General features: G+C 59.8%; 15 protein-coding genes and 1 tRNA gene. 6 read left to right on the forward strand and 10 right to left on the reverse strand.

The window, feature by feature from the left end; translation table 11 throughout:
- Positions 1-7 precede the first annotated feature (7 nt).
- From AB7951_RS15610 to AB7951_RS15625, 4 genes are all read left to right on the forward strand, one after another.
- Entirely contained in the window at positions 8-1,051 is a 1,044-nt protein-coding gene (locus tag AB7951_RS15610) for a hypothetical protein (RefSeq protein WP_441255911.1), read from the forward strand.
- The gene (locus AB7951_RS15615; protein ID WP_441255912.1) at positions 1,051-4,326 is read left to right on the forward strand and encodes a hypothetical protein; all 3,276 of its coding nucleotides are present in this window, start codon (positions 1,051-1,053) and stop codon (positions 4,324-4,326) included. Before AB7951_RS15610 ends, AB7951_RS15615 begins: the two co-directional genes overlap by 1 nt.
- A 317-nt stretch (positions 4,327-4,643) precedes the next feature.
- Complete coding sequence (locus AB7951_RS15620; protein WP_441255913.1) at positions 4,644-5,279, forward strand: DUF6680 family protein; 636 nt, start codon at positions 4,644-4,646, stop codon at positions 5,277-5,279.
- A gap of 221 nt (positions 5,280-5,500) precedes the next feature.
- Positions 5,501-6,349, forward strand: a complete 849-nt coding sequence (locus tag AB7951_RS15625) for a hypothetical protein (RefSeq protein ID WP_441255914.1) — start codon at positions 5,501-5,503, stop codon at positions 6,347-6,349.
- Positions 6,350-6,639: 290 nt separating this feature from the next.
- Here AB7951_RS15625 and AB7951_RS15630 read toward each other — a convergent pair whose 3' ends face one another.
- From AB7951_RS15630 to AB7951_RS15640, 3 genes are all read right to left on the reverse strand, one after another.
- Entirely contained in the window at positions 6,640-7,050 is a 411-nt protein-coding gene (locus tag AB7951_RS15630) for a hypothetical protein (RefSeq protein ID WP_441255915.1), read from the reverse strand.
- 323 nt (positions 7,051-7,373) lie between these two features.
- Positions 7,374-7,622, reverse strand: a complete 249-nt coding sequence (locus AB7951_RS15635) for an AlbA family DNA-binding domain-containing protein (RefSeq protein WP_441255916.1) — start codon at positions 7,620-7,622, stop codon at positions 7,374-7,376.
- Positions 7,623-8,005: 383 nt separating this feature from the next.
- Positions 8,006-8,305, reverse strand: a complete 300-nt coding sequence (locus tag AB7951_RS15640) for a hypothetical protein (protein WP_441255917.1) — start codon at positions 8,303-8,305, stop codon at positions 8,006-8,008.
- A gap of 128 nt (positions 8,306-8,433) precedes the next feature.
- Between AB7951_RS15640 and AB7951_RS15645 the strand changes: the two genes are divergently transcribed.
- Entirely contained in the window at positions 8,434-8,676 is a 243-nt protein-coding gene (locus AB7951_RS15645; RefSeq protein ID WP_441255918.1) for a helix-turn-helix domain-containing protein, read from the forward strand.
- Positions 8,677-8,769: 93 nt separating this feature from the next.
- Here the strand turns inward: AB7951_RS15645 and AB7951_RS15650 are convergent.
- From AB7951_RS15650 to AB7951_RS15680, 7 genes are all read right to left on the reverse strand, one after another.
- Positions 8,770-8,847: transfer RNA gene (locus AB7951_RS15650), tRNA-Pro, on the reverse strand.
- An 80-nt stretch (positions 8,848-8,927) separates the two neighbouring features.
- The gene (locus AB7951_RS15655; protein ID WP_120290176.1) at positions 8,928-9,740 is read right to left on the reverse strand and encodes a MerR family transcriptional regulator; all 813 of its coding nucleotides are present in this window, start codon (positions 9,738-9,740) and stop codon (positions 8,928-8,930) included.
- A 51-nt stretch (positions 9,741-9,791) separates the two neighbouring features.
- A complete protein-coding gene (locus AB7951_RS15660) occupies positions 9,792-10,127 on the reverse strand; it encodes an integration host factor subunit alpha (RefSeq protein ID WP_120290178.1) in 336 nt (111 codons plus the stop codon).
- Between the two features lie 145 nt (positions 10,128-10,272).
- Positions 10,273-11,250, reverse strand: a complete 978-nt coding sequence (locus AB7951_RS15665) for a beta-ketoacyl-ACP synthase III (RefSeq protein WP_068730934.1) — start codon at positions 11,248-11,250, stop codon at positions 10,273-10,275.
- Positions 11,247-12,308 (reverse strand): phosphate acyltransferase PlsX, encoded by a 1,062-nt coding sequence (gene plsX / locus AB7951_RS15670; protein WP_120290180.1) that lies wholly within the window; start codon positions 12,306-12,308, stop codon positions 11,247-11,249. The genes AB7951_RS15665 and plsX overlap by 4 nt, the downstream gene beginning before the upstream one ends.
- 202 nt (positions 12,309-12,510) lie before the next feature.
- A complete protein-coding gene (locus AB7951_RS15675; RefSeq protein WP_093758804.1) occupies positions 12,511-13,101 on the reverse strand; it encodes a YceD family protein in 591 nt (196 codons plus the stop codon).
- Positions 13,098-13,640: a ubiquinol-cytochrome C chaperone family protein gene (locus AB7951_RS15680; protein WP_441255919.1), complete on the reverse strand. Its 543-nt coding sequence runs from the start codon at positions 13,638-13,640 to the stop codon at positions 13,098-13,100. Before AB7951_RS15680 ends, AB7951_RS15675 begins: the two co-directional genes overlap by 4 nt.
- Before the next feature lie 140 nt (positions 13,641-13,780).
- Here AB7951_RS15680 and AB7951_RS15685 point away from each other — a divergent pair, with 140 nt between their 5' ends.
- A complete protein-coding gene (locus tag AB7951_RS15685) occupies positions 13,781-14,251 on the forward strand; it encodes an outer membrane protein assembly factor BamE (RefSeq protein WP_170849688.1) in 471 nt (156 codons plus the stop codon).
- Positions 14,252-14,360 lie beyond the last annotated feature (109 nt).

Consider the following 14,360-nt stretch of genomic DNA (forward strand, 5'->3'; position numbering starts at 1 on the left):
TGGAACGTTGTTCGACGCCGAGTTTAACGCGGTCAAGCTGTCGCTCGACGAGACGCAGCAGAACATCCGCCTGATCCAGGATGACGACGGCGTGCTCAAGCGCGGGTCGGTTGGCCGGGCGCAGCTCGACAGCTCCATCTCGATCGGCTTCGCCGCACCGTCCAGCTGGCAGGTATCGACGCCCTACGACGCCAACGTGTCGACGGTGTTCTACGCGTCCAAATTCTATATCTGCACGGACACCCACGTTTCCGGCCCGACGTTCGACGCCACGAAGTGGGAAGAGATCGCCGACTTCACCGTCGCCGCGATCATCGACGACGGTTCTATCACATCCGCCAAGCTGGCCGATGGCGCAGTCGCCGCTTCCAAGATCGCCGATGGTTCGATCTCCAATTCGAAACTCGCTTCCGGCGCCGTCAGCACAGCGAAGATGGCTGATCAGGCGGTCACGCTGGCGAAGCTGTCGACCGATCTGCCGCTTCAACTCGCCGATCTCATTTTGCCGGCCGGGCTTGGGCCGCTACCGTGGTCACGGTCAGCTCTGCCGGCGGGTTGGGATTGGGCGGATGGCGGTGTGCTCCTCGCTGACACGCCGTTTCCGGTCCTGCGTGCCGGCTATATCAGCGACGGTTTCCCCTACGGCCAGGACGGCTCCGGCAACCCGAAGAAGCCGGACACGCGCGGCAGCGTCGTGGCCGGGCCGGATGGCGGATCCGCGCGCCTGCCGACGCTCACCACGCTTGGGGCAAGAGGCGGAAGCGAGACCGGTGTGTTGGTCACCGCGAACCTTCCGTCATACACGCCGAGCGGGACGATCGTGGTCAATGACCCAGGCCATCTGCATTCATTCGTTGGCCCGCAAATTGGCAATGGCCCCAACACATACAATAGCGGCGGTGCATTTCTGACGACTGTGAGCGGCGCAACCGGTACTGCGACAACTGGCATTACAGCGGGCTTTATTGGAAACGCGCAGGGCGGCACTAGCACCCCCGTTTCGCGGCTGCAGCCGACCTTGGCCCTCCCCATGATCATCAAGGCGCACTGATGCCAAAGCAATACCGATATGAAGGCCAGCTCCATACATTCCCGGATCACTTCACAGAGCCGCAGATACTGCGGGCTTTGAGCGAGTACGTGCCGACGGCGCCATTGCCCGATCTCACTCCGGCCGATCGCAAATTCCCATTCGCGGGACAAGCCTTGCCGCCGGTGGTTGCCCCTCGCGTCGGCATGTTTGACGACCGCGTTCCGTCAAAGCCCGGCATGTTCGACGATTTGATCCCGCCACCACCGCCGGGTTTGGTAGTGGACAGGCCGGCGACACCTCCTCTGCCTCCCGGCTTCAAACTAGATAAACCCGTCACTGATCCGGCGCTGATCGCCCAGCTCGAGGGCCGGCCGCAAGCTGCCAACGCTGGTCCGGCCGGATTGCCGCCAGGCTTCGAGATCCAAGATACGCCAGCGGCGCCTGGTCCCAGACTCATTCCGGTCGACCACGATCCATTTGCGCAATTTGCTGATGCGCCACCGGCGCCCAAAGGACCGACGTACACTCCCGTCGACCATGATCCGTTCGCGCAATTTGCTGACGCGCCGCCGGCGAGCGGTCGTCCGCGCGTTTACATCGACGGTAAGCCGCCTGCCGCTCCCCCGTCCACTGGTCCGACCGCTTTGCACAGCCTTGCGGTTGGCGCCCAGGGCGTTGCTTCGGGCATCAAAGATACGGTGCTTGCGCCTGTCGACCTCATGGCCGGCCTGCAGAACATGATCACCGCTGGCTTCAACAAGGTCGCGGGCACCCAGATTCCGATGGCCACGCCGGCCTCGAAAATGGTTGAGCAAATCGCTGAGCCGTTCACCATCCCCGAAAAGAACATGTCTCGTGGGGAGAAGCTTGGCTATGACATCAACCGCTTCGGTACGCAGGGACTCGGCATGGGCGCGATGTTGGCCGCACGTGCGCCACAGGTCGCAGCTTCAGTGACTAGCTCGCCCACGCTCGGCGGGCGAGTAATGGATACCCTCGCCCGCCCCTACAAGAATGCGCCGGCCCGGACGGTCGTTGGCGACACGATCGGTGGCGCTGGCGCCGGCGTGGCGGTCAATGCCGCGGACGCCATCCCGGAGCATCCGGCAGGCGGGGACTGGATCAAGCACACCGCCAACGTCGCGGCGCCTCTGGCTGGCGGCATCGGCGCCAATGCGGCCCAAGGTATTGTCGAGGGCCTCGGTGGCATGTTGAAGAATGCCGCTAAGCGCGCTTTCACCTCGGCGCCGACCGAGATCCCGCTCAGCCCGAACAAAACACCTTATAGCCACGCGGAACTCGATCGCGCTGCCACCAATATGCAGGCCGGCGCCACGGGCTCGCCGAAGGCCATCGCGCAGGACATCCGAGAGAACGCTGGCGAGTTGACCAATCCAAAGCTTGCTGGTGAGAGCCCAGTCGATGCATCGGCTCTGCCGACTAGCGCACTGCTGTCGCGAGATCCCGGCCTCGTGACAATGGAAGCCGGGTCGCGCTCGAAGTCCGCCCCGGAGTTCATCCAGCGCGACCAGAACGTCAAGGAGGCCGCCGCAACGCGTGTCGATAGCATGCGTGATCCCGAGGCAGACCTTGGCGCCGTATTTCGACGAGCGGAGCAGAACCGCAACGAGCGAATGAACGCGGCAGATGCGACCGTGAAGCAGCGGTCCGACGAGGTGACCAACCTCAATCTCGGAGCGCAAGATCAAGGCGCTGAGTTCGGCGCCATTGCCAACACGGACTACAAGGCAAATGCCTCGCGTCGCATCGATAAGACGATCGTAAACGACGGATACGTCCCCGCCCGGGCCGAGAAGAACCGTCAATTTGACACGGCTCCAGGCCGTAGCGAGCAATTGCCCGCGGATGACGTCTTTGCTGCCATCGATCGCCTGCGAGCCGGCACCAACCCCCTCGCCCCGATGGAGCAGCAATTGCCCGGCGAACTTGTCAACCGTTTGGAGCGGCTTCGGCCGCGCATGGTTGATGGTGAGAACGTCGGCGGCACTGGCACCGCGAGCGGTGCGGACCTCGCAGATGTCCGCAAATATCTGAGCTTTGCGCAGAACAAAGCGCAGAAGGACGGTAACTTCGACCTAGCATCGAACGTAGGTCAGCTTCGAGCGGCGATCAACCGGACGCTCAACGATGCTCCAGGTTACGCCGAGGCGAATGCCAACTATCGCAGCTTCGCCGATCGCTACCGGCCGGCCCCCGGCGACGAGGCCGCAAAGTTCACCAAGGAGCTGGATCGCAGCGGCAATATCGACGGATATCCGAACCGCGGGAGCACACCACCGAGCGAGACGGCTAAGCGATTCTTGTCCGGCCCGGAGACTTCCGCCGTACTGCAGCGCCTGCTCGACGGCGCGCCTAACGCCGCTATTGGGCATACAGCCGTGCGCGACTATCTGCGGTCCGACTTTGCAATGAAGGTCCTCAATCCAGACGGAACACTGAACCCGGCCAAATCGGCGAGCTGGGCCAACCATAACGCGTCCGTGCTGGCCGCATTCCCCAACGTGCAGCGAGAGTTCAACAGCATCACGCTTGCGGCCAAGCGTGGCCAGCAGCTGTCAGCCGACGCACGAGCGAGCCTTGAGCAGGCTCGGACGAACCTCAAGGCGACCGAGGCTGACATTGACCGTTCAGCCGTTGGCACCCTTATTCGCGAAGATCCCCGCGACGTCGCCAGTAAGCTGCTCACCGGTGGCTATGGCTCCGAGAAGCGGCTCGACGAGATCGTCGCGCTGGTGAAGCACGACGCGCCGGCGCGTCGCGGCTGGAAAGCGGCCGTCGCCGAGGTGCTCACCGACAAGGTCCAAGGCTCGCGCGTGGTCGGCGAAGCACCCGAGGTACAGCTCTCGCGGCTCTCAAAGGAGTTTAAAGACAACGAAGCGCTCCTGGCCAAAACGTTCTCACCTGAGGAAATGAACGGCCTGCGCCAAGCGCATAAACTCCTCGGCTACTTCAAAGAGGCCGAGAAGCGCGGGACCTCCGGCTCGAACACAGCTGACAAGTGGAATGTCCCAGGGTGGGCACAGCTCGCCGTACGACACTTCAAGGGCGACCTCGCCGGCGGCGGCCTGATCAAGCGCTTCAAGCTCCTGCTCGAGCAATTGCCCACAAACCGGCAGAGCGCTGACGAGATCGTGCAGATGGCTTGGTTCAATCCAGACGTGGCCGCCTACCTGCTGGAGCGGCCGATCAAGAACGCCAACGTTCCGGCTTACAACATCAACCTGCGGCGGCTGATTGCAGCGGACAACGGAGCGAGGGAAAATGCGGAGTGAGTGCTTCTCTATGCGGCAAGGACTCGAAAGATCACGCCCCGGCGCTCATGACAACTTGGCTAATCTCATCGCCGGGCTGGCGAATTACGCGAACATCCGGCACACGGTGACCATTATTGGATTCGGGCTTAATGACGGAGGTATTAGCCTGTCGGGCTGGAACCGTCCTCCCCCCGACGCCGCCACCTCCACGGCGCTGCCGACCAGCAGGTGGTGATGGTTATACAAACGGACCGGGGATAAAGCTCGCGGGCAACATGGCAGAATCGCGCAATTAATAAGAGTGTCTCCCTTCGACACATCTTTGGGGCGTGATGATGGTAGATTTGGTGGCGGACTCATTGCGGCTATCGGACTGGGTAATCGCTGGCTGTACTTTACTGGGTCCAGTGCTTGCCGTTCAGGCTCAGAAATGGGTTGAAGGCTTTCGCGAGAAGCGATCACGACGCTTGACCATCTTCCGCACATTGATGGCAACGCGCGCCCAGAATCTGAGTGCTGCCCACGTCGAAGCGCTGAATGCTGTGCCGATTGATTTTTACAAAGACAAAAAAGTGATGGACGCGTGGGAAGAATATTTTATGCATCTAACCAGTGCACCACCCGCTATTGATCCGACATGGGGTTCGAGGCGCATCGATCTTTTTGTAAAACTTCTGGCCGCGATTGGTTCGAGAGTTGGCTATCAGTTTAATGTCGCTGAAATGAACCGCATTTATTTTCCCAATGCTCATAGTGATCTTGATGAACAACAGAATTTCGTGCGCAAGGCCGTCGTGGGACTGCTCAAGGGCGAAATATCCTTGCCTGTTGAAATAAAGTCCGCACCTTCATCGCCGGAAGCCGTTGCGCTGCAAACTGAGCTGGCCGCTAGGATGTCTAAGGCGTACAACGAAGACGGCTCGCTCAAGGTGATGTTAGTTGAAGGTGGCTTCGGTTCCGCTCTCAAGTAACTGAGGCTGACAGGATCATCACGAATGCGATCTGCTGGCGCAGCGGCAGACTATGCCGGATGTCCAATATTGGGCTGCGATGCACCGGGCGAAACCGTAGTGGAAAGCCCCCCGACGAACCGTCGAACCTGTGAATAGTGGTACGGCTCTCCCAAATCTTCGGAATACCCGCCAACGTTGTGGCATCGTGAATTCTCACCGATTCGCCAAGTGAGACCCCGATGTTCGCTTTCGTTCTAATGCCATTCGATTCCGCCTTCGATGGCATCTACAAACTCGGCATTAAAGAGACCGCCGAAAAGTTGGGCATTCGAGCTGAGCGGGTCGATGAGCAGATATTTCATAAAGAGAATATTTTGGAGCGCATCTACGGCCAGATTGACGCTGCCGACCTGATCATTGCAGACCTCACAGGCCGCAACCCGAATGTCTTCTACGAAACAGGGTACGCCCACGCCAAGGGAAAGGTCTGTCTGTTGCTGACATCGAAGGCGGACGACATCCCCTTCGATCTCAAGCACCACCGTCATTTGATCTATGGCGACTCGATCCAGAATTTGAGGCAGGCACTTGAAAAAGACCTCGACTGGCTGAAGTCAGAAATCGCCAATAGAAAGTCGATCCTTTCTGTGAAGCTAAACAAAACTTGGGGTCTCTTAGAGAAATCTGAGTATGTGGCCAGCGCAAACGTTGATCTGGTATTTGATCTAAGCAACGAAACAACGGTCAACTCCCCCGAGATTGAGGCCATCTATTTCGACACAGGAAGAGGATGGACTTTTAAGCAGGACGGCCAAGACTGCGCTTCTCGCCAATCGGAAGACAACAAAAACTTGATCAGTCATTTTATTCGATCTCCGGTCCGACGCCTGCAGGCAAAGTCATGGGCTGAGATCAAAATCACTGGCGAAAAAAATCTAGAACATCGCTACGGAGCGAAGAACAAAGACATTGTCTTTAAAGACAAATACAAATTAGCAGGTCGTGTGACAATTCGATTGCTAACTACAGAAGGGTCGTTCAGTTTTCCTATCGACCTAGACATCGAAGTTGATGAATTTCCATTCTGAGCAACGAAGGCACGAAAGATGAAGGCCGCGGCGATTATCGTTCTACTGTTGTTGGTTGTTTTTCTCGCAGACCGTGTTGTTCGCATCGAAAACCAGCGATATGCGCTTTACAATAATCTTTGCAAGTCCGATCCATTGAACCTTACAGTTCAATGGGATTGCCTTGAAAAAGTTCAGACAAGATCGTCTTGGTTCTGGCACCTGTACTATGCAATGACCGATCACGTTCCACCGGTTCAGCAAACTAACAATTGAGATTTGAATTCATTCGGGCCGGGATGACGATGGTCTCAAAAGAGCCGATTGGAAAGCTGTGCGCAGGTCCCGTAGTGGACCAGCCCCTCTTTTCCGATCAAGAACCAACTCTCTATCGCTCCTGTAAAGCGGTTGATCTTGATCCGCTCACGATAGTGCATGCCGCCAATGTCGTATTCTGTCTTTCCGTTGATCTTTTCGTCGGTGATCACGGCGGTGAATTCTGCACCGAGTCCCTCTTTTCGAAGACGGCCCACGTTGTTCGTCTCGACCTTCACAGTGACCATCGTTGATCCTGAGGTGCCGCTCATTTTCATCGTTTTTGTATCCAGCGACCGAGACCAAGTGCATTGAAGGCGCAGAACCGAATTATTTTCATCGGACCTGGCTGGGAAAGTCATACCAATCATCATGAGCAACGCGACAATTGCGTGCGTCCAATTCATGGTACCCCATTCGCCGCTTCGTCGTGCCACGATATACCCCTTAAGCCCTACTCCGGTTGCATATTGCGTTGACTTCAATCCAAGTGACAAGAGGTAATGAAATCACCCCCGACCGTCGTCCCTTGTGCATTGGCGGCGGCCGCCTCCAAACGCTGCGCGAATGCCCGTGACACATTTTCGAGAAAGATCTTCAGGAGCTTGTGCGGGTGCAACGGTCGCGTACGAGAGCCATCCCTGCGGCAATATATTCCCTTCGGCGTACAATGCGGCTTTGTCGTACTTGGATTAATATGCAGGCGCAGGATTGGTCGATCATTTAAATTCTAGATGAAAATATCCACTGACACAGGCGGGATGCAGCTGACGGCCTTGCTCAAAATCTGGAGGATCGTTTGGTCGCTCACATCGCACCCTCGAACCGCTCCTATTTGGGCGCCGTGGGACACAATCTCGTCGATGCTGAAAAGCAAATGCCCGCCACCTTCAGAATTGGCTAACGCCACGAGATCGTCTGCCCTAACACCACCGGGCGCGCGCTTAAAATCGACCCGCTCGCTCTCACCTTCGGACATGAGTTTGATCGACAACGCACTTAACGGCTTTGACCGTTTCTGAAACCCCACTGTCAGACGCTCGCGCGAGGCGGTGCAACTATCTTCGTTATGCCAGCCTGCAATTGCTCAAGCAGCCTCTGCGCGCCGACATCGTCCACGCTTGGGATCTGTAGCGACTTCTCGACGGACTGCGATCAGCGCAGCATCTCGGGAGTCTTTGACGCCCCCTGACCTTTTCAGAAATTAGAAATTTAGTCGGAGCGCTCTGCGACGTCTCAACGCCCAGAGTGCGCTCCCCGCCCAGGGGTGGGGTCGGTGTCGGTGTCCGGCGTCGATGGGGGAGCCGCGGTGGTAGAAAGCTTGTCGCCCTCAGCCACCGCAGCCCATCGCAGCCCATCGCCCTAGCCCGCCTTGCGAACCAAGTGCGCGAGGCCGGCCGAAATGTTACGGGCCAACGTCCTCATCATCTCCGGATCAACTTCGTCGCCGTCGAGCACGCCATCCAGCCGAGACTGGAGAAGATCGAACAACGCTTGCACACCTGCCGCCGTGGTCGCGGGCGCAGTCTCGAGCGCAGCAATTGCCGACTCGTAAGCTGCGTCGTCTTCGCCGGCTAGCTGCACGCGGCGCAAAGCTGCGACGGCAATATCCTGATCGTTTGAGGTGTGAGCGTTCTGGGTGATACCGTTCTGCCTAGCCATCGGGAGAAGTCCTTCTCTTTGAGGGTTAGAGCTGGGTCGAAGTTGCCGCTTCGACTCGGCTCGCGTCGCTATTGACACCCAGAGTATTAATTTATAATACCTCAGGTGTCAACTGGAGATTTGAGAACATGATGCTCACTAGCGAAATGATCCGAGCGGCGCGTGCCCTGCTCCGATGGGAGCAAACGGATCTTGCTGAAGCAGCAGGTCTTTCGCTCGCAACGGTCAAGCGCCTTGAGAAGGAAAGCGGGCCGATTCCGGGTACGCGCGCCACCGCCGCAGCACTCGAAGCGACGTTCTCGAAAGCCCGAATTGAGTTTTCCTACGATCGCGGAGAAGGTGTCACGAGGCTAAAAGCGCCCGCGAAATAAGCCCCGTGCTTCCCCGGTGCTTCCCTGAAGGCATTTCCGAGGTTATCGACCCCACAGAGATCGGATAAAAGAAAATGAAATCAGTACTTTATATGGTCGGAGCGAGAGGATTCGAACCTCCGACCCCTAGTCTCCCAGACTAGTGCGCTAACCGGGCTGCGCTACGCTCCGATGGGGCATCGTGTAGCTTCGATCCGTCCGAGGCGCAAGAAGGCTGAGCGGATTGAACCGGATTGGCTGTGGGGCGGCGGCTAGCCGTCCTTCATCGCCGTATCGAGCGCCCGGCGCGCCGCCAGCAGCTCCTCGAGCACGGCTTCGAGCCGTTCGCGCTCGAGCCGGCGCTGCGGGTTCGGCCTTGGGCTCGGGACCGCAGCCGGTCTTGCGCTCTGCGTCGGAGCCGACATTGCCGGTTCGGGCCGCGCCACGCCAGGATTTGCCAATACGGGGTTTGCCCGCGACGGCGGCCGCTGCAGCTGTGGATCCACGCGCGGCGACGTCGATGTCATCGGAGGTTCGCGGCGGGCGGCGACGGGAGCTGCAGCAGCTTCCTCCTCGTCTTCTTCCTCAGCCTCTTCGTCTTCACCCTCTTCGCCGTCGTCTTCGTCGCCCTCTTCTTCCTCGTCCTCGGCGCCTTCGGCGTCAGCCTCGTCTTCGGCTTCTTCCTCGATCTCCTCGTCGCGTTCAGCCTCGTCCTCGGCCTCTTCTTCCTCGTGATCCTCTTCGATCACGGGACGCTTCGCCTGGACGCGCGGCGCAATGGCGGCAGACGTCGGCGCGAAGCTCGGCGCAGCGTGGCCGTCGACCAGCCCCTGCACCGACTTGATGCCGTTCTCTTTCAGGATTCGTTGCACGCCGCGGATGGTATAACCCTCGCCGTAGAGCAACCGGCGGATGCCGCGCAACAGATCGACATCGTCCGGACGATAATATCGCCGGCCGCCGGATCGCTTCATCGGTTTGATTTGAGTGAACCGCGTTTCCCAGAACCGCAGAACATGCTGCGGTATATCGAGATCGTCAGCGACCTCGCTTATGGTTCGAAACGCATCCGGCGCTTTGTCCAAGTGCAGGATCCCTGTGGTTCGCCAAGTCTTTATTTAAGCGTGGTTCTCTAGCTACTCGTCGTGATCTTTACCGTTACCAACTGCGGTACTGTCGCCATTGATCCGCTGTTTCAGGATCGCCGACGGCTTGAATACCATCACTCGCCGCGGCGAGATCGGTACTTCTGTGCCCGTCTTCGGATTGCGGCCGATGCGCTCGCCTTTTTTGCGCACCATGAAGGAGCCGAACGACGACAGCTTCACTGTCTCGCCCTTCTCCAGACAATCCGTAATTTCTTTCAAAACCAGTTCAACAAACGCGGACGACTCCGTGCGCGAGAGACCTACCTTTTGGTAGACCGCTTCGCACAGATCAACGCGTGTGACTGTTTTTCCCGTGCCCGTCATCGCCTGCCCCAACTACTCTCGGCGAACCAAATTCGCGTCAGAAATTAGGAGGTTAACGCGCTCCGGTCAACAGTCACCATCGATGCAAAGGCATGGAAAATCATGACAATTTGAGATGTTGTCGATCTGCATCATCACCAGCGCATCACCAGCGAATGAGTGCAGAGCCCCAGGTGAAGCCGCCGCCCATCGCTTCGAGCAGCACAAGGTCGCCCTTCTTGATGCGGCCGTCATTGACCGCCACCGACAATGCGAGCGGAATCGACGCCGCCGATGTGTTGCCGTGAAGGTCCACGGTCAGCACCACCTTTTGCGGTGCAATATGCAGTTTATGCGCCGACGCATCGATAATGCGCTTGTTGGCCTGATGCGGCACAAACCAGTCGATGGTCTCGGCGCTGGCGCCGGTGGCTTTGAACGCATCGACGATCACGTCGGTGATCATGCCCACCGCATGTTTGAAGACCTCGCGGCCTTCCATGCGCAGGTAACCCACTGTCTGCGTCGAGGACGGGCCGCCATCGACGAACAGCTTTTCCTTGTGCCGGCCGTCCGAGCGCAGATGCGTGGTCAGCACGCCGCGATCGCTGGCTTCACCGGGCTGGGTCTGTGCTTCCAGCACCACTGCACCGGCACCATCGCCGAACAGCACGCAGGTTCCGCGATCGGTCCAGTCGAGAATGCGCGAGAAAGTCTCTGCGCCGATCACCAGCGCGCGCTTGCCGGCGCCGGTGCGCAACAGGCTGTCGGCGGTGGTCAATCCAAAGATGAAGCCGGAACACACCGCCTGCAGGTCGAACGCCGCGCCATGGGTAATACCGAGCGCGTTCTGCACCGCAACGGCCGTCGCCGGGAATGTATTGTCCGGGGTCGAGGTCGCCAGCACAATGAGATCGATGGACTGCGCATCGACGCCGGCATTGGCCAGCGCCGCCTGCGCGGCCTTGATCGCCAGATGCGAGGTGAACTCGCCGTCCGCAGCGATGTGGCGCTGCTTGATACCGGTGCGCTGGACGATCCACTCGTCCGATGTGTCGACCTTGGATGCCAGTTCGGCATTGGTCAGGATCCGCTCCGGCAGGTAAGAGCCGCAGCCGAGCACGACCGAACGTATCGCAGTCACGAGACAGCCTCCTGCGCAGCCGGGCTCGCAGGGAGCGCTTGGCCGTCGCGGTTGAGCATTTGATTGATCTTGGTGAGAAGGTCGTAGCGGACCATGTCGTAACCGACATCCACCGCATAGGCGAAACCGTCGGCATTGGTGCCACCGTGGCTCTTCACCACGATGCCGCGCAGGCCGAGAAACACCGCGCCGTTGGACTTGTTCGGATCGACCTTGTCGCGCACCGCCTTGAAGGCGTTCTTGGCGAACAGATAGCCGATACGCGAGCGCCAGGTGCGGGCCATGGCATTGCGCAGATATTCGGCAAACTGCCGCGCGGTGCCCTCAGCCGCCTTGAGCGCGATATTGCCGCTGAAACCTTCGGTGACGATCACGTCGGCATCGCCGCGGCCGATGCCGTCGCCCTCGACGAAACCGATGAATTCGAGCTGCGGCAGATTGGCGGTGCGCAGCAGTTCGGCGGCATCGCGGATTTCGTCGCCGCCCTTGATTTCCTCGACGCCGATATTGAGCAGGCCGACCGTCGGCCGGGCCAGATCGAACAGCGCGCTGGCCATGGCGCTGCCCATGACAGCGAGAGTCTTCAGGTGGTTGGCGTCGCCGCCGATGGTGGCGCCGAGATCGAGCACGACGGAATCGCCGCGCGTGGTCGGCCAGATCGCGGCCAGGCCGGGACGCTCGATACCGTCGAGCATGCGCAGGCAAAAGCGCGCCATCGCCATCAGCGCGCCGGTATTGCCGGCGGAGATCGCGACATCGGCCTCGTCCTTCTTCACCGCCTCGATCGCCAGCCACATCGACGAGACCTTGCGGCCACGGCGCAGCGCCTGGCTCGGCTTGTCATGCATGCTGACGGCAACGTCGGTATGGATCACCTTCGATACGGCCTTCAGTGCCGGATGATTGGCGAGTTCTTTCTCGATCAGCGCGCTGTCACCGAACAGCAGGAACTCGCTGTCGGGATGCCGGGTCAACGAAATCGCGGCGCCGGGAATGACCACCGATGCGCCGATGTCGCCACCCATGGCGTCTAGCGCGATGCGAACCTTTTTCGGCATGGACGTTCCGGAAACCTGTCTCTTGCGGCCTGTGACGCTCGTGGCCGCGGACGAAGTCTGCCGCATTTGGCAGCAGACGGCGAAGTTATGGCATTAACCCGATTTCGGCCGGGGACAATAGCGTTTCCGTGACCCGATACAACATCTTGACCGGTCGCTTTTGTCCCGCCAGCCGCACGGGGCGTGGAATCGGACCCCGGTCTCAGCCCTTCCCGGGCTTTTTGGATTTGGGCGTCTCAGGGGCGGTTTTCAGCGCTTTCAAGGCCGCAAACGGGTGCTCTTCCGGGTCCGGAACCTCGACCACCGGCTCGAACACGGCATCCGGCTTACGGGGATACGGGTCCAGCCCCAGAAACAGCGCGTCGGTCGCCAGTTTGCCGAGGTCGATGAAGCCATTTTCGATCGGCTCCGGCGGATCCGGGGTCTCCTCGTCGCTCTCAACGTCCTCGTCCACCGATTCGGCGAGTTCGCGAATCTGCGATGGCGGCGCGAAAATCACGTCGATCTCTTCCTCGAAATCGGCAGCCAGTGGGTCCAGCGTCACCACGCAGGTCTGCTCGACCTTGCCCCAGATGCGACCGGTCACATGCACCGTACCGCCCTTCACGGGGCTCAGCAGGAGTTCGCCTTTCACGGCGCCCACGCTGACGAGGCCGCCGAGTTCAGCGATCCGCTTGCGCTCCTCGGGCGTGGCCTCGATGTCGCGCGCCAGCCCCGTTTCCGGGATCTGGATCACGGCGATGGGCACGCTCCAGGGCGGCGTGAGATCCACGGTGCGGTCGGGTTTGTTCATGTCGTTACCAAGGTCTCCGCAGGCGACGGGAAATGCCACGCGCCTGATGTCAGTGTCGTTGTATCCAGCGTGCCCAGGCGGGCATTCGCCGCTTCGACGTAGACAGCGAGACGCCGGGCGTTCTCGATGTCCATGCCATAATAGATATTCTTCGACAGCGCCGCCGCCAGAGGCTCCCTGCCTGCGCCAAGCGCTGCGTCATAGGCGCCTGTCCGGCCGTAAAACGCATCGCCGAACTCCCGCATTTTCTTCGGCACCTTCATATCGCTGGTGCCGAGTTCGCGCAGGTTATCGTCCATATCGCCGCAGAACCTGTCGAAAAGTCCCTGCGACAACTCATCCTTGGGACTCATCCGGCGCAGCACCAGCCACAGGTGCAGCAGCAACATATCGAAACGCCCGTTTACCGTATCCGGTGCTCCCAAGTCCCGATAAAACAAGGGTTCTCGCGCCTGCGCCACGATCCTGCCATAGATGGCTTCAATGGTGCCGCGCAACGGCGCCGGGGGCTTTCTGAAGTGACTGAACGGCCAGACCATCTTGGGTTCCTCAGGCGGGCCCCTCGGGCACGCGCATGTTGCATTCAGAGGTTCTGCCCGGTACGTCAACGCCTTCCGGGATGCAAGTCTTTCGGAAGCAAGGCCTTCCCGAGAATCAAGAGGATGGGACCCCCTCCGCTATGACAATTTCGACCTCCATCAGCGCGAAGGCGCGGCTGACACGTGGCTGGCGCGGCATGCGCGCCGTACTCGCGGTCGCGGCCCTCTGCGTCACGCTGGGCGCCTGCGCCGAGCAATTCCAGAAGGGCTACATCCTGCCCCCCGGCGCGCTGGAGCAAATCCCGATCGGCGCCAGCCAGGATCAGGTCCTGATCGTGATGGGCACGCCCTCCACCGTCGCCACGCTATCAGGCGAAGTGTTCTATTACATCTCGCAGCGCGCCGAACGCGCCGTCGCGTTCATGCCGCAGAAGGTCACCGACCAGCGTGTCATCGCGATCTATTTCGACAAGAACCGCAAGGTGATCCGGCTCGCCAATTACGGCCTGCAGGACGGCAAGATCTTCGACTTCATCAGCCGCACCACGCCGACCTCCGGTCAGGAAATGAGCTACCTCACGCCACTGTTCAAGCTGATCAGCTTCCGCTAGGCGGAACTATCAAATCGCCGAATTGCAAAAGCCCCGCAGCACACGCTGCGGGGCTTTTCTTTACGCTGTGGCCAAGGTCGGCTTGCCCGCCACCATCTGCCTCACTACG

Source organism: Tardiphaga sp. 285_C5_N1_2 (assembly GCF_052076065.1).
GTDB classification, from domain to species: Bacteria; Pseudomonadota; Alphaproteobacteria; order Rhizobiales; family Xanthobacteraceae; genus Tardiphaga; species Tardiphaga robiniae.

Coding starts and splice junctions, on each gene's coding strand:
- AB7951_RS15620 (WP_441255913.1), top strand. CDS start 4,644: ATGGTAGATTTGGTGGCGGACTCATTGCGGCTATCGGACTGGGTAATC.
- AB7951_RS15645 (WP_441255918.1), top strand. CDS start 8,434: ATGATGCTCACTAGCGAAATGATCCGAGCGGCGCGTGCCCTGCTCCGA.
- AB7951_RS15660 (WP_120290178.1), bottom strand. CDS start 10,127: ATGACGGGCACGGGAAAAACAGTCACACGCGTTGATCTGTGCGAAGCG.
- plsX (WP_120290180.1), bottom strand. CDS start 12,308: ATGCCGAAAAAGGTTCGCATCGCGCTAGACGCCATGGGTGGCGACATC.
- AB7951_RS15680 (WP_441255919.1), bottom strand. CDS start 13,640: ATGGTCTGGCCGTTCAGTCACTTCAGAAAGCCCCCGGCGCCGTTGCGC.
- AB7951_RS15675 (WP_093758804.1), bottom strand. CDS start 13,101: ATGAACAAACCCGACCGCACCGTGGATCTCACGCCGCCCTGGAGCGTG.
- AB7951_RS15630 (WP_441255915.1), bottom strand. CDS start 7,050: ATGAATTGGACGCACGCAATTGTCGCGTTGCTCATGATGATTGGTATG.
- AB7951_RS15625 (WP_441255914.1), top strand. CDS start 5,501: ATGTTCGCTTTCGTTCTAATGCCATTCGATTCCGCCTTCGATGGCATC.
- AB7951_RS15615 (WP_441255912.1), top strand. CDS start 1,051: ATGCCAAAGCAATACCGATATGAAGGCCAGCTCCATACATTCCCGGAT.
- AB7951_RS15685 (WP_170849688.1), top strand. CDS start 13,781: ATGACAATTTCGACCTCCATCAGCGCGAAGGCGCGGCTGACACGTGGC.
- AB7951_RS15640 (WP_441255917.1), bottom strand. CDS start 8,305: ATGGCTAGGCAGAACGGTATCACCCAGAACGCTCACACCTCAAACGAT.
- AB7951_RS15635 (WP_441255916.1), bottom strand. CDS start 7,622: ATGTCCGAAGGTGAGAGCGAGCGGGTCGATTTTAAGCGCGCGCCCGGT.